Here is a 22,125-nt window from a genome sequence, read left to right as displayed (position 1 = left end):
GCCGCGCTGCCGAGCCCCCCGGGCCCCGGTTGGGCGCCGGGCGGGGGTTGTGAGTGACACCCCGTTTTAGACCGCGGTTTCGCACGCACGACTGGCGCGGCAGGTCACCGGAGTTGGCCGTACAGCTCCGCGTGCCGGGCGCGGAGCTGGTACTTGAGGATCTTGCCGCCCACGGTCTCCGGGAGGGTGTCGGCGAAGACGATGCGCTTCGGGCTTTCGTAGCCGGCCAGGCGTTCGCGGCAGAAGCCGATCAGCTCGGCTTCGGAAGCCGGGGTGCGGGTGACGACCACCGCCGTCACCGCCTCGCCCCAGTGCTCGTGCGGCAGCCCGATCACCGCGGACCGCAGGACCGCCGGGTGCTGGCCCAGCACCGCCTCCACGCGCATGCTCGAGACGTTCTCGCCGCCTGTCTTCACGATGTCCTTGTAGCGGTCGACCATCACGCGCAGGCCGTCGCCGTCCACCACGGCCGAGTCGCCCGAGTGGAACCAGCCGCCGCGGAAGGCCTCGCGGGTCGCCTCCGCGTCGCGGTAGTAGCCCGCCGTCATCACCGGGGAGCGGTAGACGGCCTCACCCGGGACGCCGCGGACCGGCTCACCCAGCTCGTCGACGACGTCGGAGGCGAGCAGCCCGCTCGGCACGCCGACGTAGTTCATCGCCGGCGCGGTGCGCGCGTGCACCTCCGGCCAGGCCGACGGCCAGAACCGGTGGCACGCGATGGCTTCCGTCTGCCCGAAGATGCCGACCGTGACGAACCCGGGCGCGGTCCGGGCTTCCAGGCGGCGCAGCACTTCGGGGGAGAGGGCGCCCCAGCCGTAGACGAGCGTCGTCAAGGACGTCAGGTCGAGGTCGTCACGAGCGTCGATCTCGTCGGCGAGTGCGGCGACGAACTGGGGTGAACCGGCCCAGACGGCAGTGGCTCGCGACCGCGCCAGCGACACCGCGACCGGGCCGGGCACCGGACGGCGGCCGAGGATCAGCGTGCCGCCGGCGAAGAACGTGGAGTAGGTGAACAGCGCGTCGCCGACGTGGTAGATCATCGGCAGGAACGTGCCGACGCGCAGGTCGGTCTCGTGCCGCAGGCCGCGGGTCAGCGACAGTGCGAAGTTCAGCCCGGCCAGGTGCGCGTAGCTGTGCGAGAGCATCACGCCCTTCGGCATCGCGGTGGTGCCGGAGGTGAAGAGCAGCTGGAAGATGTCGTCGCCGTGGATTTCGACGTCCGGTTCGGTGTCCGGCTGCCCGTCGAGGAACCCGCCGAACGACGGGGTGCCCGCGACCGGCCCGCCGCCGACCGTGATGGTGGCACCGACCCGCACCCCCGCGACGCCCGCCAGCCGCGGCCAGAGTTCCGCGTCGACGATCGCCAGCCGTGGTTCGGTCTGCCGCACGAGGTGGTCGAGGACGTCCGGGGCGAGGCCGGGATTCAGCGGGACGGCGACCATGCCCGCCTTCGCGATCCCGATCTTGGCCAGGAACGCCTCGACGGTGTTCTCGCAGAACAGCAGCACCCGGTCGCCGGGCACCAGGCCCGCGGCGGCGAGCGCGTGGGCGAGCCGGTTCGCGACCTGGTCGGCTTGCCGGTACGTCACCGAGGCGAACCGCTCTTCCCCGTACGCGCCTTCGGCCGCGCTCAGCGCGACCTGGTCCGGGCGGCTCCAGGTGAGCCGCTCGAAGACGTCGCCGATCGACGTGCGCTCCCAGCGGTGCACCGCGCGACGGCCGCGCAGGGTTTCGACGTCGATGGCGCTCTCACTGGTTGTGGTCATGCCGGGCTCCTTCGCCGTCGCTGACGACGATCAGCATGCCGTGAGCCAGGTCACCAAATCAAGAGAAAGTTATTCGCCATTCACTGAGGCGGGTGGTGTCGGCGCGACGCCGAGGCAGGCGTGGGCCATTTCGTCGAGCAGGGCCGCCAGCCGGTCCGGGGCGAGGCCGCTGCGGAAGAACAACGTCGACTGCACCGCGCCGATCGCCGCGTGCACGGCCAGGCGCAGCTCGCCGTCGGCGAGGTCGGGGCGCAGCGGGGCCAGCACGTGCACCCAGTCCTCGAGGTAGTGCCGCTGCGCCCGGCGCAGCCGCCGCCGGTCCTCCTCGGGCAGGTTGTGGACTTCGCGGTGGTAGACCGCCAGCACGGTGCGGTCCTCGATGGCGACGCGGACGTGATCCCTGATCAGGCCGGACAACGCGGCCCGGTCGCCGGGCGCGTCGGCGAGGATCGCCGCGGCGCCGTCCTGCAGCCGGTCCATCACGCGGTCGAGCAGCGCGACCAGGATCGCGTCCTTGTTCTCGAAGTGCCGGTAGACGCCGGATCCGACGATGCCGGCCTCCGCGCCGATGTCGGCCATGCCGATCGCGTGGAACCCGCGCCGCGAGGTGAGCTCGGCGGCGGCGGTGAGGATCCGCTCGCGCCGCTCGGGATCGCGCCGCCGTCGGGTGGCTGGGGAAGCCGAGGGAACTGCCGTCATCTTGTCATCCTCGCAGACGGGCGCTACGGTGCGCCATAAGTGAATAGCAAATCACTAAGGAGCGTCGGCGTGGACGTGTTCGAGAGCGACGAGGCCCGCGACCTCCGGGCCGCGGTCGGCGCGATCGCCGCTCCGTTCGGGGGCAGGTACTACGTCGAACACGCCCGTGAAGGCCGGGAGTGCACCGAGCTGTGGCACGCGCTCGGCGACGCCGGGTTCATCGGCGTGAACATCCCCGAGGAGTACGGCGGAGGCGGCCGCGGCCTGGCGGAGCTGACCATCGTCATCGAGGAGAGCGCCGCGCAGGGCGCGCCGATCCTGCTGCTGCTCGTCACCGAAGCCATCTCCGCCGAGGTGATCACCGAGTTCGGCACGCCGGAGCAGCGCAAGGAGTGGCTGCCCGGCATCGCGAGCGGCCGGACGAAGGTCGTCTTCGCCATCACCGAGCCCGACGCCGGCTCCAACACCCACAAGCTGGCCACCACGGCCCGCCGCGACGGCGAGGAGTGGGTGGTCGACGGCGAGAAGTACTACATCTCCGGCGTCGACACCGCCGACGCGCTGCTGCTCGTCGCCCGCACCGGCCGCGACCCCGGTGGCACCGCGCAGCTGTCCCTGTTCCTGGTCCCGGTGGACGCGCCCGGCCTCACGGTCACCCCGCTGCCGGTGGACGTCATGCTCCCGGAGAAGCAGTTCACGCTGCACTTCGACGGCGTCCGCCTGCCCGCGTCGGCGCTCGTCGGCGAGGAGGGCGCGGGCTTCCGGCAGGTTTTCCACGGCCTCAACCCGGAACGCATCACCGGCGCCGCCCTCTGCGTCGGCATCGCGCGCTACGCGCTCGACGTCGCCGCTCGCTACGCCCGGGAGCGGACCGTCTGGGACCAGCCGATCGGCGTCCACCAGGGGGTTTCGCACCCCCTGGCCAAGGCCAAGATCGAGACCGAGCTGGCCGCGCTGATGACGCACCGGGCCGCCGCGCTGCACGACGCGGGCCAGCCCGCGGGGGAGGCGTCGAACATGGCCAAGTACGCCGCCGCGGAGGCCGCGCTGGCCGCGGTCGACGCCGCGATCCAGACCCACGGCGGCAACGGCGTCTCGGCGGACTTCGGGCTGCTGCCGTACTGGGGGCTGGCCCGGTTGCTGCGGATCGCCCCAGTGAACCGCGAAATGATCCTCAACTTCGTCGCGCAGCACAGCCTCGGGCTGCCCCGGTCCTATTAGGAGGACTGATGACGGACCACAACCTCGTCCACCGGGTCAACGTCGGTGACGCGCTGACCCGTGTCGCGTTCTCCCGCCCGGAGGCCCTCGCCGTGGTCGACGGCGACCGCCGCTGGACCTACGGCGAGTTCGACACGTGGGTCAACCGGCTCGCGCACGGCCTCACCGGCCGCGGTTACACGACCGGTGACGTCCTCGCGCTGGCGTCGGCCAACAGTGCCGAGTTCCTCGCCGTCTACTACGCGTGCGCGAAACTCGGGCTCGTCTGCGTGCCGATCAACCTCGGCTGGCGTGGTGACGAAGTCGCTTACGTGCTCGGGCATTCGCGGGCCCGTGGCATCGTCGTCGAACGTCAGCTGGCCGGTGTCATCGCGCCCGCCGTGGCGCAGGTGCCCGCGGTGACGGACGTGTTCCTGGCGCCGGGGACCGGCGGCGAAGCCACCGGGCTGGATCTCGACGACGTGCTCTCGGACGACACGACGTCCCCCGAGGTGGTCGTCGAGGACCGCGCGCCACTGTCCTATTTGTACACCTCCGGGACCACGGCGTCCCCGAAGGGTGTGGTCGGGACGCACCTGGCGATCCACCTGGAGTCGATGTCGGCCGCGCTGGACTCCGGCTGGCGCGCCGACGACCGGTTCGTCGCCATGATGCCGATGTTCCACACCGCGCAGCTCAACGCCTTCTGCACGCCCGCGATCGTCGTCGGCGCGACGATCTTCGTGCACCGCGGCTTCGACCCGGAACGGTTCCTCGACACGGTCGAACGCGAGAAGATCACGCAGGTCTTCGGCCTGCCGATGATGTACCGCGCGGCGCTGGAGCACCCGTCGTTCGGCGGGCGCGACCTGTCGTCGCTGCGCCGGGCGGTCTACGCGATGGCGCCGATGCCGGAGGCGCAGATCAAGGCGTGCCTCGACGGCTTCGGCTGCGACTTCGCGCTGTTGTTCGGGCAGACCGAGATGAGCCCGATCACGACGTTGTTCCGGCCTGAGCACCAGCTCTCGCACGTCGGCGCGGTCGGCACGCCGCTCACCGGCGTCCAGGTCGGGATCATGGACTCCGGCGGGAACCTGCTGCCGCGCGGCGAGCAGGGCGAGATCGTCTATCGGGCGCCGTCGGCGATGCAGGAGTACCTGCACAACCCGGAGGCGACCGAGGAGGCGTTCCGGTACGGCTGGTTCCACTCCGGTGACGTCGGCCGCTTCGGGCCGGACGGCGTGCTGTGGTTCGCCGACCGCTCCAAGGACGTCATCAAGACCGGCGGGGAGAACGTCGCCTCGATCGAGGTCGAACGGGCGGTCTACGACACCGAGCCGGACGTCGCCGAGGTCGTGGTCGTCGGGCTGCCGCACGAACGGTGGACCGAGGCCATCACGGCGGTGGTCGTGCCGAAGCCGGGGGCGTCGATCGACGCCGAGGATCTGCGGCTGCGGCTGAAGGACCGCCTGGACGGTTACAAGGTCCCGAAGGCCGTGATCGTCACCGACGAGCTGCCGCGCACGTCCACCGGGAAGATCCAGAAGAACGTGGTCCGGGACCGGCACTCCGGGCATTACGGGGGAGCGGAATGACCGTCCTCAAGACCCTGCTCGACGTCTCCGCCGAGAGCTACGCGGCCAACCGGAAGGCCCAGCTGGAAGCCCTGGCGCGGCTGGAAGAGCAGCTGGAGCTGGCCATCGCCGGCGGCGGCGAGCGGTACGTCCAGCGCCACCGCGACCGGGGGAAGCTCCCGGTCCGTGAACGCCTGGAGCTGCTGCTCGACCCGGACAGCCCGTTCCTGGAGCTGTCCGCGCTCGCCGCGTGGGGCACCGACTTCACCGTCGGCGCCTCGGTGCTCACCGGCATCGGCGTGGTGTCCGATGTGGAGTGTGTGGTCATCGGGCACGACCCGACCGTCCGCGGCGGCGCGATGAACCCGTATTCGCTGCGCAAGACGTTGCGGGCCCTGGAGATCGCCCGCGTCAACCGGCTGCCGGTGGTCAACCTCGTCGAGTCCGGCGGGGCCGACCTGCCGACGCAGGCCGACCTGTTCGTGCCGGCCGGGAGGATCTTCCACGAGCTGACCGAACTGTCGTCGCTGGGCATCCCGACCCTGGCGATCGTGTTCGGCAACTCGACCGCGGGCGGCGCGTACGTGCCCGGCATGTGCGACTACGCCGTGCTCGTCGACCAGCAGGCCAAGGTGTTCCTCGGCGGGCCGCCGCTGGTCAAGATGGCCACCGGCGAGGAAGCCGACGACGAGTCGCTCGGCGGCGCCGAGATGCACTCCCGCGTCTCCGGCCTGTCCGACTACTTCGCGGTCGACGAGCGGGACGCGATCCGCCTCGGCCGGCGCGTGCTGTCCCGGATCAACTGGCGCAAGCTCGGCCCGGCACCCAGCCGGACGCCGCAGCCGCCGAAGTACGACCCCGAGGAGATCCTGGGGATCGTCCCGCCGGATCCGAAGGTGCCGTTCGACCCGCGCGAGATCCTGGCCCGCACGGTCGACGGCTCGGACTTCGACGAGTACAAACCGCTCTACGGCACCTCGCTGGTCACGGGCTGGGCGAGCGTCCACGGTTATCCGGTCGGCGTGCTCGCCAACCACCGCGGCGTGCTGTTCAGCGAGGAGGCCAAGAAGGCCAGCGAGTTCATCCTGCTCGCCAACCAGACCGACGTCCCGCTGGTGTTCCTGCAGAACACGACCGGCTACATGGTCGGCACCCGCTACGAGCAGGGCGGCATCATCAAGGACGGCGCCAAGATGATCAACGCCGTCACCAACAGCACGGTGCCGCACCTGACCGTCAACATGGCGTCCTCGTTCGGCGCCGGCAACTACGGCATGTCCGGGCGCGCGTACGACCCGCGGCTGATGTTCGCCTGGCCCGGCGCGAAGCTCGCGGTGATGGGCGCGGCCCAGCTCGCCGGCGTGATGTCGATCGTCGGCCGCAACTCGGCCGCGTCGCAGGGGAAGCCGTTCGACGACGACGCCGACCGCGCGCGCACGGCCGCGATCGAGGCGCAGATCGAGACCGAGTCGCACGCCTTCGCCGTCACCGCAAGGCTTTACGACGACGGCATCGTCGACCCGCGCGACACCCGGGACGTGCTCGGGATGTCACTGTCCGCCGTCCACTCCAATCGCGTCGAGGGCCGTCGCGGCTTCGGCGTCTTCCGGATGTGAGCCGATGATCGCGAAACTGCTCGTCGCCAACCGCGGGGAGATCGCCGCCCGGGTCATGCGCACCGCGCACGACCTCGGCATCTCCACCGTCGCGGTCTACTCCGACCCGGACGCGGGCGCGCCCTTCGTCCGGCTCGCCGACGAGGCCGTCCGGCTGCCCGGCTCGGCACCGGCCGACACCTATCTGCGGGCTGACCTGGTGATCGCCGCCGCCCAGGCCACCGGCGCCGACGCCGTGCACCCGGGGTACGGGTTCCTGTCGGAGAACGCCGGGTTCGCGCGGGCCTGCGCCGAAGCCGGGCTGACGTTCGTCGGGCCGTCACCCGGGGCCATCGCGTCGATGGGCTCGAAGATCGAGGCCAAGGCGCTGATGGACGCGGCCGGGGTGCCGGTGCTGCCGGGAGCGACCGTCACGGACGAGACCGACCTCGCCGCGGTGGCCGCGTCGATCGGCTTCCCGCTGCTGGTGAAGGCCGCGTTCGGCGGTGGTGGCCGCGGGATGCGCGTGGTGCACGACTCCGCGGGGCTGTCCGAGGCGGTCGAGGGGGCCCGAAGGGAAGCCGCGTCGGCGTTCGGGGACGGCTCGGTGTTCCTGGAACGGTTCGTCGTCGACCCGCGCCACGTCGAGGTCCAGATCCTCGGCGACACCCACGGCGAGGTGGTGCACCTGTTCGAGCGGGAGTGCTCGATCCAGCGGCGCTACCAGAAGATCGTCGAGGAATGCCCGTCTCCGGCGGTCGACGACGCGCTGCGCGCCGAGCTGGGTGCCGCGGCCGTCGCCGCCGGGAAGGCCATCGGCTACACCGGCGCGGGCACGGTCGAGTTCGTGCTGGACCAGGACGGCAAGTTCTTCTTCCTGGAGGTCAACACGCGGCTGCAGGTCGAGCACCCGGTCACCGAGCTGGTCACCGGCCTGGACCTGGTGGAGCTGCAGCTGCGGGTGGCCGAGGGGGAGCCGCTGCCGCCCTCGGTGCTGGGGGCCCGGATCGACGGGCACGCCATCGAGGTCCGGCTCTACGCCGAGGACGTCCCGGCCGGGTTCCTGCCCGCCACCGGCACGCTGCACCGCTTCCGCGTCCCGCCGCTGCGCGGGGTGCGCGTCGACTCCGGCGTCGAGGACGGGTCCGTGGTGGGCCCGCACTACGACCCGATGCTCGCCAAGGTGATCGCCCACGGCCGGACCCGCCGCGAAGCCGCGCGGACCCTCGCGCGGGCGTTGCGGCAGGCCGAACTGCACGGCGTCACGACCAACCGGAACCTCCTCGCCGGCATCCTGGCCGAGCCGGAGTTCCTGGCCGGGTACACCGACACCGGTTACCTGACGCGGCACGACCCGGCCGCGCTCGGCGCGTTTTCCGGTGGTGCCCGGCAGGCGGCGGCCGCGGCGTTGGCGGCCCAGGCGCGCAACCGGCTCGCCGCGCGGGTGGTGCCCGAGATGCCGTCCGGGTGGCGCAACGTCGGCGGGGCGCCCCAGCGGGTGGCTTACACGGCCGGTCCGGAAACCCTGGAGGTCGCGTACTCCCTGCGGCGGTCCGGCCTGCGCGTCACGGTGAACGGCAAGCCACTCGGTGGCCTGGTGCGGCTGCTTTCGGCGTCACCTTCGCTGGTGGAGCTGGAGATCGACGGCGTCCACCGCTCCTACGCCGTGCAGACGGTGGCCGGTGTGTCCTATGTGGATGGACCGGACGGCTCGGTCGCGCTGGCGGAGGTGCCGCGCTTTGCCGATCCGGACGCCGCCACGGCCGCGGGGTCGTTGCTCGCGGCGATGCCCGGCGCGGTGGTGCGGGTGCTCGCCGCGTCCGGCGATGCCGTGACGGCGGGGCAGCCGCTGGTCGTCCTGGAGGCGATGAAGATGGAACACACGGTCGCCGCCCCGGCCGACGGCGTCCTGTCGGACCTGCGGGTCAGCCAGGGCGACCAGGTCGACACCGGCCAGGTGCTGGCGGTCGTGTCGTGAGCGTCACCTACGAGGTCGACTCCGGCGTCGCCTGGCTGACGATCGACCGGCCGGAAGCCCGCAACGCGCTGTCGAAAGAGGTCCGCGACGGCCTGTGGGAGGGCACCCGGAGGTTCGTCGACGACGACTCTGCGGCCGTCCTGGTGCTGACCGGCGCGGGGGACAAGGCGTTCTGCGCGGGCGGCGACCTCAAGGAGATGGCCGAGACGGCGCTGGAGATCCCGCCGCCGGACTTCCTGCCGCAGTTCGGCCGGAACATCGACGTCCCGAAACCGACGATCGCGGCGGTCAACGGCGTCGCCTACGCCGGGGGGTTCCTGCTGGCCCAGCAGTGCGACCTCGTCGTCGCCGCTTCCCACGCGCGGTTCGCCGTGACCGAAGTGAAGGTGGGCCGCGGGTCGCCGTGGGCGGCGCCGTTGTCGTGGCTGGTGCCACCGCGGATCGCCATGGAGATCCTGCTGACCGGCGACCCCGTCGACGCGGAGCGGGCCCGGGAGGTCGGGCTGGTGAACGACGTCGTGCCCCTGGACGAGCTGCGGCCCCGGACGCAGGCGCTGGCCGAGCGGATCGCCGCCAACGCGCCGCTGTCCGTGCGGGCGGCGAAGCAGACGGCGTACCTGCAACGCCAGGACGTCTACGACCGCGCCGAGGAGATCTGGGCGCCGGTGTACCGCTCGCGGGACGCGCAGGAAGGTCCCGCGGCGTTCCGCGAGAAACGCAAGCCGGTCTGGGAAGGACGCTGACACATGCCCGTCTCGCTTGACGCCCTGCTCGACGACCTGGTCGCCGAGACCGCCGATGTCGAGGCCATGCTCGCCCCGCTCGACGACGACGGTATCGCCCGGCCGACCCCCGCGGCGGGCTGGGACATCCGCGACCAGGTCACGCACCTGGCCTTCTTCGACCAAACCGCGACGCAGGCCGTCGTCGACCCCGAGGGCTTCCGGCTCACGGCGGCCGCGTTGATGGCCGACGGCATGGACTTCCCCGACCGCGTCGCCGCCGAGCACCGGGGGCTGGGGGCGGCCGAGGTGCGCGCGTGGTTCCGGCGTGCGCGGACGGTGTTCGTCACGGCGTTCCGCGGCCGCGACCCCCGGGCGCGGCTGCCCTGGTACGGGCCCGACATGAGCGTCGCGTCGTCGGTCACCGCGCGGATCATGGAGACCTGGGCGCACGGGCAGGACATCGCCGACACCCTCGGCGTGACGCGCGTGCCGACCGACCGGCTGCGGCACATCGCGCACCTCGGCGTCTCGACGACGGCGTTCAGCTTCGGGCTCCACGATCGCCCGGCGCCGGTCGTCCCGATCCGGGTCGTCCTGCACGCGCCCTCGGGCGACCGGTGGACGTGGGGCGACGGCGCCGCCGCCGACCGCGTCGAAGGCACCGCGCTCGACTTCTGCCTCACGGTCACCCAGCGACGGCTCGCTGCGGACACCGGCCTGGTCGTGCGCGGGCCCGTCGCGCGGGAATGGATGGGCATCGCCCAAGCCTTCGCGGGCGCGCCGGGCCGGGGACGCGCGTGAAGCGCCCGGTCCGGATCGCGAACTGCTCCGGCTTCTACGGCGACCGCCTCGAAGCGGCGCGGGAGATGGTCGAGGGCGGCCCGATCGACGTCCTCACCGGCGACTACCTCGCCGAGCTGACCATGCTGATCCTGTGGAAGGCCCGCCGGAAGGACCCCGCCGCCGGGTACGCGAAGACGTTCCTCACCCAGCTCGAGCACGTCCTCGGCACGTGCCTCGACCGCGGCATCCGGATCGTCGCGAACGCCGGCGGCCTGAACCCGGCCGGGCTGGCGGCGCAGATCTCCTCCTGGGGCTTGCACCCGAAGGTCGCCTATGTGGACGGTGACGACCTCGTCGGCCGCCTGCCGGATCTGGCGCACCTCGACACCGGCCGCAAACTCTCCGAGGCCGGGGTGAAACCGTTGACCGCCAACGCCTATCTCGGCGGCTGGGGCATCGCGGCGGCCCTGGAGGCGGGCGCGGACGTCGTCGTGACCGGGCGGGTCACCGACGCGTCACTGGTGGTCGGCCCGGCGGCGTGGTGGCACGGCTGGACGTCGGGGGACGTCGACGAGATCGCCGGGGCGATGGCCGCCGGGCACGTGATCGAGTGCGGCCCGCAGGCGACCGGCGGCAACTACGCCTTCTTCGAGGAGGTCACCGACCGGCGGTACCCGGGCTTCCCGATCGCCGAGGTCGCGGCCGACGGCTCGAGCGTCGTCACGAAGCACGACGGCACCGGGGGACTGGTCTCGGCCGGGACGGTCACCGCGCAGCTGCTGTACGAGATCGCCGAACCCGCGTACGCCGGCCCGGACGCCGTCGCGCACTTCGACAGCCTGCGGCTCACCGAGGAGGGGGCGGACCGCGTCCGGATCAGCGGAACCCGCGGCAGCCCGCCCGGCGAGAGGCTCAAGGTCGCGCTGAACTACGACGGCGGCTACCGCAACACGATGACCCTGGTGCTGACCGGCGACCGCATCGAGGAGAAGGCCGAGTGGGCCGAGCGGCAGCTGTTCGACCTGCTGGGCGGCAAGGAGCAGTTCGCCGAGGTCGACGTCACGCTGCTGCGGTTCGACCACCCGGGCTCGCCGGTCAACGCCGAGGCCACCGCGCACCTGCGGATCACGGTGAAGGACCCGGACGCCCGCAAGGTCGGCCGCCGCTTTTCGAACACCACGATGGAACTCGCGCTGGGTGGCTACCCGGGCTTCCACACGACCACCCCGCCGACCGCGGAGAGCGCTTTCGGCGTTTACTGGCCGGCTTTGGTGCCTGCCGACTTGGTGGAGCACCGGATGACCTTGCCCGATGGCTCACGGCTCGTGATCCCGCACCCGCCGACCGGTCCTTCGGTCTCTTTGCCTGTGGTTTCTGTGTCCTCGCGGGACTTCGGCCCGACGCGACGGGTGTCGCTGGGCACGATCGCGGGCGCGCGGTCGGGGGACAAGGGTGGCAACGCGAACGTCGGGTTTTGGACGCGTACCGACGACGAGTACTTGTGGTTACGCGGATACCTGGACGTTTCGCGCTTCCGTGCGTTGCTGCCGGAGGCTCGTGAACTGGAGATCCGCCGGTTCGAGCTGCCGAATCTGCGGGCGCTGAACTTCGTGGTGGTGGGCTTGCTCGGTGACGGCGTGGCGTCCGCGACCCGGCCGGACCCGCAGGCGAAGGGGCTTGGCGAGTACCTGCGGAGCCGGCCGGTCGACGTGCCGGTGGCGTTGCTGGAGCCGTAGCTCAAGCGTGCCAAGTGCGGTGGCCGCCGGAGCCGGCGTGGTGTGCTTCGCGTGGATTCCGCACCGCCGGCCGCCAAAGTTTGTCGCACCCCGAGCCGACCCTCGGCGTCGGCCTGCGGCCGCCGCGCTCGCCGCCTGGTGTCGCGCGTCCGGGGTTCGTAGACGGTGGTCCTGGTGTGCGCCCCAGGGGGCCTTCTCCGCGCCTCGTGCATTGAAGGCGGCCCTCGGTGCGTGAGGGCCCGGGACCCCCAGCGATCGGTTTGGCGGCAAGGGTTTCCGAGGTTGCTGTGCCGCGGCGTCCCCTGCTACCGCCGAAGGCCGCCGAACCCGCGACGCGCGACACCGGCGGCTCCGGTGAGTCGCGCACCGCGGTTGTGGCTCAGGCGTTCATCCAGTCGGTGCAGGTCCAGGTGGGCGTCTTCCAGCAGCCGCGGAAGATGGTGATCGGGTTCGCGGCCGTGCCCGGCGTCTTCGAACTGCAGCCGGAGCTGCTGCCGTTGGCGTCGTCGACGCCGCTTCCGCCGCCGCTGCGGGTGCGCCACTCCGTGCGGAAGCCGTAGCCGTCGCTCCAGGTGTCGCAGGAGTACACCCGGGTGTGGCTGTTGGTGATCCCGCCGTAGCCGCAGCGGAACTGTTGCTGGTAGCCGCAGCGCACGACCTCGGCGAGCGCGTCGTGCGCCGACGCGGCTGGTGCGACGGCGATGGTCCCGGCGGCGGCCAGCAGGGTCGCGGCGACGAGCGTCGGAAGTTTCGGCACGTGTCCTCCTCGGGGATCCGGGATGTCCGTGCCGTCCACTCCGGAAGCCCGGACCCGGTTGAGCCCGGGCCCTCGTGTCACCCGTTCGGCGCAGCGTCCACTTCGGACGGTCCGGCGTCGCGCAGCCGCCGCAGCATCAGGGCCAGGTGCAGGCGGAGGCGGCCGGTGGGGGAGTCGACGTCGAAGCCGAGGACCGAGCCGGCCCGGGCCAGGCGCGCGGGCATCGTGCTGTGGTGGCGGTGCAGGACGGCCGCCGCCTTGCGGGCCGAGCCCGTCGCGCAGAGGGCGTTGAGGGCGGCCAGGATGTCGTCGCCGTGGGCTTCGCCGGCGAGGCGGTCGAGGGCCTGGATGTCCGGGAAATCCGCCAGGTCCGCCTGGGTGAGGCGGCCGGCGAGGGCGGCGAGGCTGCCGAGCCGGTCCGACCACACCACGGGCTCGGCGCCGGCCGTGAACCGCAGGGCCGTGCGGGCCGCCTGCCAGGAGCGGGCCAGGTCCAGGGCGGCCACCGCCGGGCCGACGCCGATCCGGGCGCCCGGCGGCGCCGTCTCGGGTCCGTCGGTGGTGAGCACGGCCCGGACGTCGCCGAACGCGGCGGACCGGCCGGGGAGGTCGGCACCGGTGGTGGCCAGCACGCGCAGCCGGGCCGTCGTGTCGAGGCCGAGCAGGTGCAGCGCCCGCGACCGCTCGGCCGTCCCGATCCCCTCGGACAGCACCAGCTCGACCAGCGCGGGGTCGCCGAGCGCGGGCAGCGGCACGCTGGTGTGTTCCAGCAGGACGGCGGTGGCGATCGCGAAGCGCTCCAGCAGGATGTCGTCGAGCGGGGTGGGCGCGCCTTCGCGGCAGACCCAGACCACCACGCCGCCCTCCAGGGGACGCGCGGCGGCCCCGGCCGGCACCCGGCCCGGGGCCGTGACGCCGGCGTCCGGGTCCGCCCGCAGCGCGAGACCCTGCGCGGGGGCGTGCACCCCGGCCGGGCAGCCGGCGAGCCGGGCCGTGCTGCGCACGAGCACGTCGAGACTCGCGCGTTCGGTGATCAGGCGGTCGAAGAACCCGATCACCCGCACCGCGTTCTCGGCATCGGCGTCGAGTCCGGACAGCCTCAGCAGCAGGCCCTTCATGAGGCCACGATAGGCGTGTCCGCCGCCGGATGGCGAGGCCCGGGCCGCCAACCCCCGCCGCGTGGCGGTGGCGACGGCGCCGGCGCGAGCCGAAGATCGGAGCATGACCTACGCGATCGATCCCGAGCTGCTGCCCTGGCTGGACATGCTGCCCGCGGTGACCCTGCCCGACTACGACGCCCTCCTGGCCGCGCGCGCTTCGATGTCGCAGCTGCAGGAGGTCATGCCGACCTACGACCCGGTGCACCCGGTCGACGTGCGGGACACGACCGTGCCCGGGCCGTCCGGCGCCCCCGACGTCCCGGTGCGCGTGTACGGCCCGGCCGGCCGGGAAGGCGCGGTGCCCGGCCTGGTCTACATCCACGGCGGCGGGTTCATCCTCGGCGACCTGGACATGTTCCACGCCTCCCTGCTGCGCCTGGTCGACGAGCTGGGCATCGTGATCGTGTCGGTGGACTACCGGCTCGCGCCCGAGCACCCGTTCCCGGCGCCGGTCGAGGACTGCTACGCGGCGTTGACCTGGACCGCGGCCAAGGCGGCCGAGCTGGGCATCGACCCGGAACGGATCGGCGTCGGCGGTGAGAGCGCGGGCGGCGGGCTCGCCGCCGCGACGGCCCTGCTGGCCCGCGACCGCGGCGGCCCGGCGCTGCGCTTCCAGTACCTCGGCGTCCCGGAGCTGGACGACCGCCTCGAAACGCCGTCGATGACCGCGTACGTCGACACTCCGATGTGGAACCGCCCGAACGCGGTCTACAGCTGGACGAGCTACCTTGGCACCGAGCCGGGTGGCGCCGACGTCTCCCCGTACGCCGCACCCGCCCGCGCCACGGACCTGGCCGGGCTGCCGCCCGCGTTCGTCACGACCTGCCAGTTCGACCCGCTGCGCGACGAGGGAATCCAGTACGCGCAACGTCTTCTGCAGGCCGGGGTGACCACGGAGCTGCACCACTACCCGGGCACCTTCCACGGGTCCGCGATCATCCAGGACGCCGCCGTCTCGCGGCGGATGCTCGCCGACGAGGTGGCCGCGCTGCGCCGCGGGCTCGGGGTGACGGCGAAGGACTGACCCTCAGCCGAGGCGTTCGCGCAGGAAGGTGACGCCGGATTCGGTGGCCTGCTGCAGTTTCTGCCTGCTGTAGAAGTGGCCGGCGCCGTCCAGCCGGATGAGGTCGGCGTCGGCCCCGGCACGCCAGTACGCCGCGACGAGCGCCTCGCTGTGCGCGATCGGGATGCCGAAGTCGTCGGTGCCGTGCACCAGCTGCAGCGGTGCCGCGGCGGCCGAGACGTGCAGCAGCGGGCTCGCCGTCGCGTCCGGCAGCCAGTCGTGCGGGTCGTGGCCGGTGCGGTGCAAGGACGTCCCTTCCGGGGGCGGCGGGATGCGTGTGAAGTCCGTCGGCGGACTCCACGCGACCGCCGCGGCGAGCCCGCTCGGCTCGCCGGTGACGCCGAGGTCGCCCTCCAGCTCCGCGTGGTCGGCCGTGACCGCGAGCATCGCGGCGAGGTACCCGCCCGCGGAGTGCCCCCAGGCCGCGACGCGTCCGACGTCCACGCCGAGTTCGGTGCCGTGCCGCCGGATCCAGCGGACCGCGGCCTTGACGTCGTGCAGCTGGGCCGGGAAAGCGGCCTCCCGGCCCAGCCGGTACTGCGCCCGCGCGACCGCGAAACCGTGCGCCACCAACGTTTCCGTGACGTGGTCGCCGATCCGCCCGTGCTTGTGGGAGCCGGCCGCGAGCGCCCCGCCGTCCAGGAACACCACCACCGCGGGCGGTGCCCCGGCCGGGACGACCAGGTCCAGCAGCAGAGGCCGGTAGCCGGGCAACGGCGCGACGAGCGCGTCACGGTAGGTCACCCGCGCTCCGGCGCGCTCGGCTCGGGGGAGGGCGAACGCGGCGAGGGGAGCACGGGGCGTGAGCACGGCACCACTATCGGGACCCGGCCGGGGGTGTGGCGAGCGGTACCACGATGCGGGAGGAATGCCGGGTTCGCCGGGGCCGTCCCTCGGAGGTGCGGCAAGGCCCGTTCCGGCCGGTTTCGGGCCTGGTGCGGGGTCGTCTCCGGCCGCGCCGACCGGCCGATATCGCCCGCGACGGGCCCACACGCCGATCGCCGCTGGCTGATACGCCGACCGCTACGGCCAGCACGCCGACCGCAATGGCCAACAGGGTGCCCGCTGAGGCCAACACGGCGCCCGCCGCTGGCTGATACGCCGACCGCTACGGCCGACACAGCGCCCGCAATGGTCACGACGGCGCCCGCTGCGGCCGACACAGCGCCCGCCGCCGGCTGGATCGGCCAGCACGCCGACCGCAATGGTCAAGACGGCGCCCGCTGCGGCCGACACAGCGCCCGCTGCGGCCGACACAGCGCCCGCAATGGCCAACACGCCGCCCGCTGCGGCCAACACGGTGCCTGAAGGTGCGAACGGTGCTCGCCGGCCGGGATGCCGAGGCGGTACAACGAGCGTACAAGCGCCGATGTACGAAATTTTGACCGGTGCGTGCGGCAATGGCGCCATGCGAACTCCGAAAGTGCTCCTTCTCGCGCTGGCCGTGGTGGCCGGCGCACTGGCGCTGCCCGGTACGGCGAGCGCCGCCTACAGCGACCCGCTGACGACCACGGCCAAGCAGAACCTGGTCTGGCACGCGACCCCGGCCGCCGCGCTGACCGCGCTCGACAACGCGCTGCCGAACGTCAGCCTCAACACCGTCGTCAACGACACCAGCTACGCGATGACCGGCTGCACCGGCGCCGAGAAGGCCGCGCTGCCCAAGGCACCGGCCGCCACGAAGTCGCTGTGCTGGGACTCCGAACGCGCGGGCAGCACGACCTGGGTCCCGCAGGGCATCACGACCTCCGGCGACGCCGACGACGACGGGTTGTGGGGCGCGGACAAGGTCATCCTGTCCGGCTGGCACAGCACCGACGCGCTCGGCCGCTACGACGACGCGCGGATCCAGGCGGTCAACTACGACAACCCGGCCGCCGCCGCCCACCGGATGATGTACCTGGCCGTGCCGAACAGCACCGGCAGCACCTTCACGGCGGCGAAGGCCCACATGGGCGGGATGGCCTGGTACGGCGACAAGATCTACGTCACCGCCGTGGGCAACACCTCGACCGCGATCCGGGTGTTCAGCACCCAGCACATCCTGCAGCTGACCGACACGACGTCGAACGCGATCGGCAAGACGTCCGGCGGATATGCGGCGTACACGTACAAGTACGCGATGATGCAGGTGGGCTACTACACCTACGCGGGTGGCACGTGCAGCATGGCCTCCGACACCGGGGTGCCGTGCTTCTCGTCGATTTCCCTGGATCGCAGCACGAGCCCGGCCAGCCTCGTGACGACGGAGTACTTCTCCGACCAGAGCCTGCAGGGCCGGCTCTACCGCTTCCCGATGGGGGCGGACTACCTGCTGACCGGGACCGCGGCGGAGGCGTTCCGCAGTTCGGTGGGCAACATGCAGGGCGTCCTGTCCCACGACGGCAAGTGGTACGTCGCCCACAGCTCGGCCACCGTCAACGGCCAGCTCTGGACCCAGACCACCGCGAAGAGCACGTCGGCGACGTGCGGCTCCACCGCCGCCTGCTGGGCGGTTCACCCGGAGGCGCTGACGTACGACTGGTCGACGGGCCTGGTCTGGTCCCAGTCGGAGTGGTCGACGGCGGACTGCACGGCACAGAGCCAGACCTGCGGCCGGTCGGTGTTCGCGGTGCCGCTGTCGTCGCTGGCGGCCTGAGTCAGCGGTCGAGCAGGGCCGTTCCGAGCGCCGTGACCAGGTAGAGGACCTGGCGCCCGGAACGTTCCCGCTCGACCAGCCCGCCGGCGCGCAGGACGCCGAGGTGCTGGGACACGGCGCTGGGCGTGACGCCGAGGGCCCGCGCGAGGTCGGTCGTCGTCGCCGGGGACCGCAGCGCCTCGAGCAGCTCGGCCCGCGCCCGGCCGAGCAGCCGGACCGTGCTGCCCGGCGGCGGCCGCGTGCCCGCCGTCCAGACCGCCCCGCGCCCGCGCGCCGGGTAGCGCACGGTGGTCTGCGTCGACGTGTTCCCCTTGATCAGCACGTACGCCGAGCCGAGCACGACCGGGATGAGGACCAGGCCGCCGGGCCCCTGGTTCACGACGCTGTCCGCTCGCCAGCGCTCGCCGCTCTGCAGCAGTTTCCCCGCCTCCCAGCGCAGGTCCGGGTGCAGGCCGGTGAACAGCTTCGCGCTGCCGCCCGCGGCGAACTGCCTGGCGCGGTGCCCGACGTCGGCGTCGAGGACGGCCCGGATCCGCGGCCAGTGCGGCGCGACGAGCCGGTCGTGCGCCGCGCGCAGCTCCGCGGCGATCGTGGCCAGGCCGGCCTTCGGGTGCGCGGCGAGCGCCGCGACGGGCTCGGGCAGCGTGTCCCCGAAGACCCGGCCGAGGCTGCGCCGGACCTGACGCACGGTGGTGCGCCGCAGGGCGGCCAGGTCGTCGTCGATCGACGGACCGGAGTCGAGCGGGGCCGGCACCAGGAACTCGGGCCAGTTGGGCCGGTCGCTGATGAGCAACGGCCAGGTCAGCGTGAGATCCAGCGGCGCGCCCGCGAGCTCGTCCGCCGCCCAACGCAGCCACGGGAGGTTGGCCGCCTCCCGGTCGCGCCCGGCCAGCTGCTGCAGGCACGCCACCGTTTCCGACAGCGGCGAGATCGCGAAGCGGGTCGTCGCCAGCTCGGCCACCCCGAGTTCGAGCGTCAGCGCCATGCTCCGAGTATGTAGCGCCGGGCTAAATGCTGTCGTGATTTCCCGCGGCGCCGAACGATTCCGGTATGACGCGGATCGAGACTCGCCTGCCGAGGACGTACTGGCGGCTGTGGTGGGCGACCGGGATCGACAACCTGGGCAACGGCGCGTTCGCGGCGGCCGTACCGCTGCTCGCCGTGACGGTGACCCGCGATCCCCGGCTGGTTTCGCTGGTCTCCACCGCCGCGTACCTGCCGTGGCTGCTGCTGTCGCTGCCCGCCGGGTCGCTGGCCGACCGGCACGACCGGGCCGGGCTGATGTGGCGCGCGCAGGCCTTCCAGGCGATCGTGGCCGGGGCGACCGCGGTCCTGGTCGCGGCGGGCGCGGCCGGGATCGGAGTCCTCGTGGTGGCCGCGTTCGCGCTCGGGGCGGGTGACGTCGTGTTCGGGAACGCGGCGCAGGCGATCCTGCCCGACGTCGTCGCGAAACCCCTGCTGCACCGGGCCAACGGCCGGCAGCAGGCGATCACCACCGTCACCCAGCAGTTCGCCGGGCCGCCGCTCGGTGGCCTGCTCTTCGCGGTGGCCGCGGCATTACCCCTGGGCGTGGACGCCGTTTCGTTCGCGCTGTCGGCGGTGCTGGTGGCGAGGCTGCCCCGGCGGGCCGCCCGGCCGCCGGTGCGCGCGGCGATCGGGGAGGGTGTCCGCTGGCTCCGACGGCAGCCGCTGCTGCGCACGCTCGCGGCGCTTCTCGGCGTCAACACCTTCTGCGGGCAGCTCGCCTACGTGACCCTGGTGCTGCTCGCCACCCAGACCCTGCACGCCGACGCGCGCGGGTACGGGCTGCTGCTCGCCGGGGCGGCGGCCGGGAGCGTGCTCGGCGGCCTGGTCAACGCGCGGGTCGTCGCCCGGATCGGCCCGCTCCCGGCGCTGCTCACCGCGCTGAGCCTGAACGTCGTCGCGTTCGCGGGCGTCGGCCTCAGCCCCGGCCTGGTGGTGCTCGGCGGGTGCCTCGCCGTGAACGGGTTCGCCACGACCATGTGGAACATCGTCACCGTCGGCCTCCGCCAGCAGCTGGTTCCCTCGGGGCTGCTGGGGCGGGTCACGAGCGTCTACCGGCTGCTCGGCTGGGGCCTGATCCCGCTCGGCACCCTGGCCGGCGGGCTGGTCGCCCACGGGTTCGGCCTGCGCGTGCCGTACCTGGTCGCGGCCGTGGTGCGCGGGCTCGCGCTGGTGGCGGCGGTGCCGGTCCTGGTGCGGAACCGGCCGTCCTGAGCCCTCAGCCGGAGTGGCCGCAGGCCAGGGTCGGCGCACCGGCCAGCGCGGCGCACGCCGGGCACCGCGTCACCGGGCGGTCGCGGCGGCCCCAGTACGGGTGGGTGGCGCCGCACAGGGCCGTGACGCGCTCGCCCGGCTGGGGGTCCGGGTGGCACCTGGGGCAGTAGGCGTGCGCGGCGCGTTCGACGGCGGAGCTGCTCATGGGGCACCGGATACCCGCGACACCCGGGCCGCAACCACGTCACCGGGTGACGAGCGAACGCAGGGGCGTCAGTACCGAACGCCCGCCCGTGAAGCACCAGATGGCGATCACCGGGTCGCAGAACGCGCAGCCGAACGACGAGTCGTGGGCGAAGGGGAGGATCGGCTGGCCCTTCATGTGGTGGACGACGTCCCAGCCGGTGTGCAGGAGCCAGCCGATCCCGATGAACGTCCAGGAATCGAGCCCGCGGAAGGCGACGTAGGTCATGACCGCGCAGAACACCAGCTCCCACGGCCCGAGCGCGCCGCCGGAAAGGTAGGCCGCACCGGCGCCGGCGATCATCACCGCGTTGAACCGCCGCCGGTGCGGCTCGGGGATCAGCGAACCGAGCAGGACGTAGACGACGCCGATGAGGATCGGCAGCAGCACAGCGGTCATGGCCGTCAACGCTAGGAACCGTGGCGGACACCGGCCAGTGGCTGTTCTGCCACCTACCGCCGGATTCTCGCCAACGGGTTCACATGACCTCGTCCATCCCGCCGTTCTCGCGCCACGCGGCCAGCAGCGCGTGGAAGGCGACCGGCCCGTCGCCGAACGACTGGCTGCGTTCCCGCGGCTTGCCTTCGTTGTTGTAGTAGCCCGGCGTGCACTCGAGCTGGAACCGGTAGCGGTCCGGCGCCTTCGCGCCGATCGTCGCCACCCAGGCGGCCTCGGCCGCCGCCGTCGGCTCCACAACGGACGCTCCGCGCTTGCGGGCCTCGGCGACGACCGCCCCGATGTGACTCGCCTGCTCGTCCAGGACGTGGACGAAGTTCACCGAACTGGCGTTCTGCAGCGGGCCGAGGTGGAACAGGTTCGGAAAGCCGTGGCTCGCGAAGCCGTGCAGCGTCCGAGGCCCGTTTCGCCAGTGCTGCAGCAGGGAGACGCCGTCGCGGCCGACGATCGGCAGGCGCCCGGCCATGACGTCCGAACCGCCGACCGAGAACCCGGTCGCGAAGATGATGCAGTCGGCCTCGTACTCGCGGCCGCCGGCCACGACGGCCCGTTCGGTGACGGCCTCCACACCACCGCTGTCGGCCGTGTCCACGAGGGTCACGTTGGGGCGGTTGAACGTCTGGAGGTAGTGGTCGCTGAACGTCGGGCGCTTGCACATGTAGCGGTACCAGGGTTTGAGCGCCTCGGCGGTGGCCGGGTCGGTGACGAGCTTGTCGACCCGGCCGCGCAGTTCGTTCATCTTCCGGAAGTCGGCGAGCTCGTGCGCCTCGGCGGGGACGTCCGCGTAGGCGTCGGTCGCGACCAGGTCCTTCAGCAGGCGGGCGCTGCCGGTCCAGCCGTCGGCCACCAGGTCCTCCTCGGCCCGGCCGCCGGTGACGACGGTGAGGAAGTTGTCCCGCCGCCGCCGGTGCCAGCCGGGCGCCAGCGACGCGGCCCACTCCGGATCGGTGCGCCGGTTCCCGCGGACGTCCACAGTGGACGGCGTGCGCTGGAAGACGACCAGCTCCTTCGCGTCGCGGCCGAGGTGGGGGACGACCTGGACGGCCGTCGCGCCGGTGCCGATGAGGGCGACGCGCTTGTCGCCCAGCCCGGTCAGCCCGCCGTCGGCGGTCCCGCCGGTGTAACCGTAGTCCCACCGGCTGGTGTGGAACGTGTGCCCGGTGAACGTCTCGATGCCCGGGATGCCCGGCAGTTTCGGGTGGTCGAGCGTCCCGCTGGAGACGACGACGTAGCGCGCGCGGATCTCGTCGTCGCGGTCGGTGCGGACGAGCCACTCGCCGTCGTCCCAGCGCAGTTCGCGCACGGCGGTCCGGAAGCACGCGTCGTCGTAGAGGTCGAACGTCCGGCCGATCGCCCGGGCGTGCTCCAGGATTTCCGCGCCCGGCGAGTACTTCCAGTCGGGAACGTGGCCGACCTCCTCCAGCAGCGGGAGGTACACAGAGGACTCGATGTCGCAGTGGATGCCGGGGTAGCGGTTCCAGTACCACGTGCCGCCGAAGTCGCCGCCCTTCTC

19 protein-coding genes are annotated in these 22,125 nt (G+C 72.7%); 10 read left to right on the top strand and 9 right to left on the bottom strand.

What is annotated here, in order from left to right; all coding sequences use genetic code 11:
• Positions 1 to 104: 104 nt before the first annotated feature.
• Positions 105 to 1,766: an AMP-binding protein gene (locus ACGFMK_RS45110; protein ID WP_392776904.1), complete on the bottom strand. Its 1,662-nt coding sequence runs from the start codon at positions 1,764 to 1,766 to the stop codon at positions 105 to 107.
• 69 nt (positions 1,767 to 1,835) lie between these two features.
• Complete coding sequence (locus ACGFMK_RS45105) at positions 1,836 to 2,465, bottom strand: TetR/AcrR family transcriptional regulator (protein WP_392776901.1); 630 nt, start codon at positions 2,463 to 2,465, stop codon at positions 1,836 to 1,838.
• A gap of 69 nt (positions 2,466 to 2,534) precedes the next feature.
• On the opposite strand from ACGFMK_RS45105, the gene ACGFMK_RS45100 reads away from it, so the two are divergent.
• From ACGFMK_RS45100 to ACGFMK_RS45070, 7 genes are read left to right on the top strand one after another with little or no spacing between them, the layout of a single operon-like run.
• Entirely contained in the window at positions 2,535 to 3,686 is a 1,152-nt protein-coding gene (locus tag ACGFMK_RS45100) for an acyl-CoA dehydrogenase family protein (RefSeq protein ID WP_392776898.1), read from the top strand.
• A gap of 8 nt (positions 3,687 to 3,694) precedes the next feature.
• On the top strand, positions 3,695 to 5,260 hold the full coding sequence (locus ACGFMK_RS45095; protein ID WP_392776894.1) for an AMP-binding protein: 1,566 nt from the start codon (positions 3,695 to 3,697) through the stop codon (positions 5,258 to 5,260).
• Positions 5,257 to 6,855, top strand: coding sequence for an acyl-CoA carboxylase subunit beta (locus ACGFMK_RS45090; RefSeq protein ID WP_392776892.1), 1,599 nt, complete (start codon positions 5,257 to 5,259; stop codon positions 6,853 to 6,855). Before ACGFMK_RS45095 ends, ACGFMK_RS45090 begins: the two co-directional genes overlap by 4 nt.
• A 4-nt stretch (positions 6,856 to 6,859) precedes the next feature.
• A complete protein-coding gene (locus ACGFMK_RS45085) occupies positions 6,860 to 8,812 on the top strand; it encodes a biotin carboxylase N-terminal domain-containing protein (RefSeq protein ID WP_392776889.1) in 1,953 nt (650 codons plus the stop codon).
• Entirely contained in the window at positions 8,809 to 9,555 is a 747-nt protein-coding gene (locus tag ACGFMK_RS45080) for an enoyl-CoA hydratase/isomerase family protein (protein WP_392776887.1), read from the top strand. The genes ACGFMK_RS45085 and ACGFMK_RS45080 overlap by 4 nt, the downstream gene beginning before the upstream one ends.
• A gap of 3 nt (positions 9,556 to 9,558) precedes the next feature.
• Positions 9,559 to 10,338, top strand: a complete 780-nt coding sequence (locus ACGFMK_RS45075; protein WP_392776884.1) for a TIGR03084 family metal-binding protein — start codon at positions 9,559 to 9,561, stop codon at positions 10,336 to 10,338.
• Positions 10,284 to 12,056: an acyclic terpene utilization AtuA family protein gene (locus ACGFMK_RS45070; RefSeq protein WP_392776881.1), complete on the top strand. Its 1,773-nt coding sequence runs from the start codon at positions 10,284 to 10,286 to the stop codon at positions 12,054 to 12,056. The genes ACGFMK_RS45075 and ACGFMK_RS45070 overlap by 55 nt, the downstream gene beginning before the upstream one ends.
• Positions 12,057 to 12,435: 379 nt before the next feature.
• On the opposite strand, the gene ACGFMK_RS45065 is transcribed toward ACGFMK_RS45070, so the two are convergent.
• Positions 12,436 to 12,813 carry a hypothetical protein gene (locus ACGFMK_RS45065; protein ID WP_392776878.1) on the bottom strand — a complete coding sequence of 126 codons (378 nt, stop codon included), beginning with the start codon at positions 12,811 to 12,813 and terminating at the stop codon, positions 12,436 to 12,438.
• A 77-nt stretch (positions 12,814 to 12,890) separates the two neighbouring features.
• Positions 12,891 to 13,931 (bottom strand): helix-turn-helix domain-containing protein, encoded by a 1,041-nt coding sequence (locus ACGFMK_RS45060; protein ID WP_392776875.1) that lies wholly within the window; start codon positions 13,929 to 13,931, stop codon positions 12,891 to 12,893.
• Between the two features lie 103 nt (positions 13,932 to 14,034).
• Between ACGFMK_RS45060 and ACGFMK_RS45055 the strand changes: the two genes are divergently transcribed.
• On the top strand, positions 14,035 to 14,997 hold the full coding sequence (locus ACGFMK_RS45055; protein ID WP_392776872.1) for an alpha/beta hydrolase: 963 nt from the start codon (positions 14,035 to 14,037) through the stop codon (positions 14,995 to 14,997).
• 3 nt (positions 14,998 to 15,000) lie between these two features.
• Here ACGFMK_RS45055 and ACGFMK_RS45050 read toward each other — a convergent pair whose 3' ends face one another.
• Entirely contained in the window at positions 15,001 to 15,846 is an 846-nt protein-coding gene (locus ACGFMK_RS45050; RefSeq protein ID WP_392776870.1) for an alpha/beta hydrolase fold domain-containing protein, read from the bottom strand.
• Positions 15,847 to 16,444: 598 nt separating this feature from the next.
• Between ACGFMK_RS45050 and ACGFMK_RS45045 the strand changes: the two genes are divergently transcribed.
• Positions 16,445 to 17,674 carry a hypothetical protein gene (locus ACGFMK_RS45045; RefSeq protein ID WP_392776867.1) on the top strand — a complete coding sequence of 410 codons (1,230 nt, stop codon included), beginning with the start codon at positions 16,445 to 16,447 and terminating at the stop codon, positions 17,672 to 17,674.
• A 1-nt stretch (position 17,675) separates the two neighbouring features.
• Here the strand turns inward: ACGFMK_RS45045 and ACGFMK_RS45040 are convergent, their stop codons facing one another.
• Positions 17,676 to 18,659: an ArsR/SmtB family transcription factor gene (locus ACGFMK_RS45040; protein WP_392776865.1), complete on the bottom strand. Its 984-nt coding sequence runs from the start codon at positions 18,657 to 18,659 to the stop codon at positions 17,676 to 17,678.
• 65 nt (positions 18,660 to 18,724) lie between these two features.
• On the opposite strand from ACGFMK_RS45040, the gene ACGFMK_RS45035 reads away from it, so the two are divergent.
• Entirely contained in the window at positions 18,725 to 19,912 is a 1,188-nt protein-coding gene (locus ACGFMK_RS45035; protein WP_392776862.1) for an MFS transporter, read from the top strand.
• A gap of 4 nt (positions 19,913 to 19,916) precedes the next feature.
• Here the strand turns inward: ACGFMK_RS45035 and ACGFMK_RS45030 are convergent, their stop codons facing one another.
• The 3 genes from ACGFMK_RS45030 to ACGFMK_RS45020 form a co-directional block, all read right to left on the bottom strand.
• Positions 19,917 to 20,117: a hypothetical protein gene (locus ACGFMK_RS45030; RefSeq protein WP_392776859.1), complete on the bottom strand. Its 201-nt coding sequence runs from the start codon at positions 20,115 to 20,117 to the stop codon at positions 19,917 to 19,919.
• A 39-nt stretch (positions 20,118 to 20,156) separates the two neighbouring features.
• A complete protein-coding gene (locus ACGFMK_RS45025; RefSeq protein ID WP_392776856.1) occupies positions 20,157 to 20,555 on the bottom strand; it encodes a DUF6010 family protein in 399 nt (132 codons plus the stop codon).
• 79 nt (positions 20,556 to 20,634) lie between these two features.
• A partial coding sequence (locus tag ACGFMK_RS45020) for a flavin-containing monooxygenase (RefSeq protein ID WP_392776854.1) occupies positions 20,635 to 22,125 on the bottom strand: 1,491 nt, incomplete at its 5' end.

This window comes from Amycolatopsis sp. NPDC049252, from assembly GCF_043197175.1.
Classification (GTDB): Bacteria; Actinomycetota; Actinomycetes; order Mycobacteriales; family Pseudonocardiaceae; genus Amycolatopsis.
This window is presented reverse-complemented; position numbering and strand designations above follow the sequence as displayed.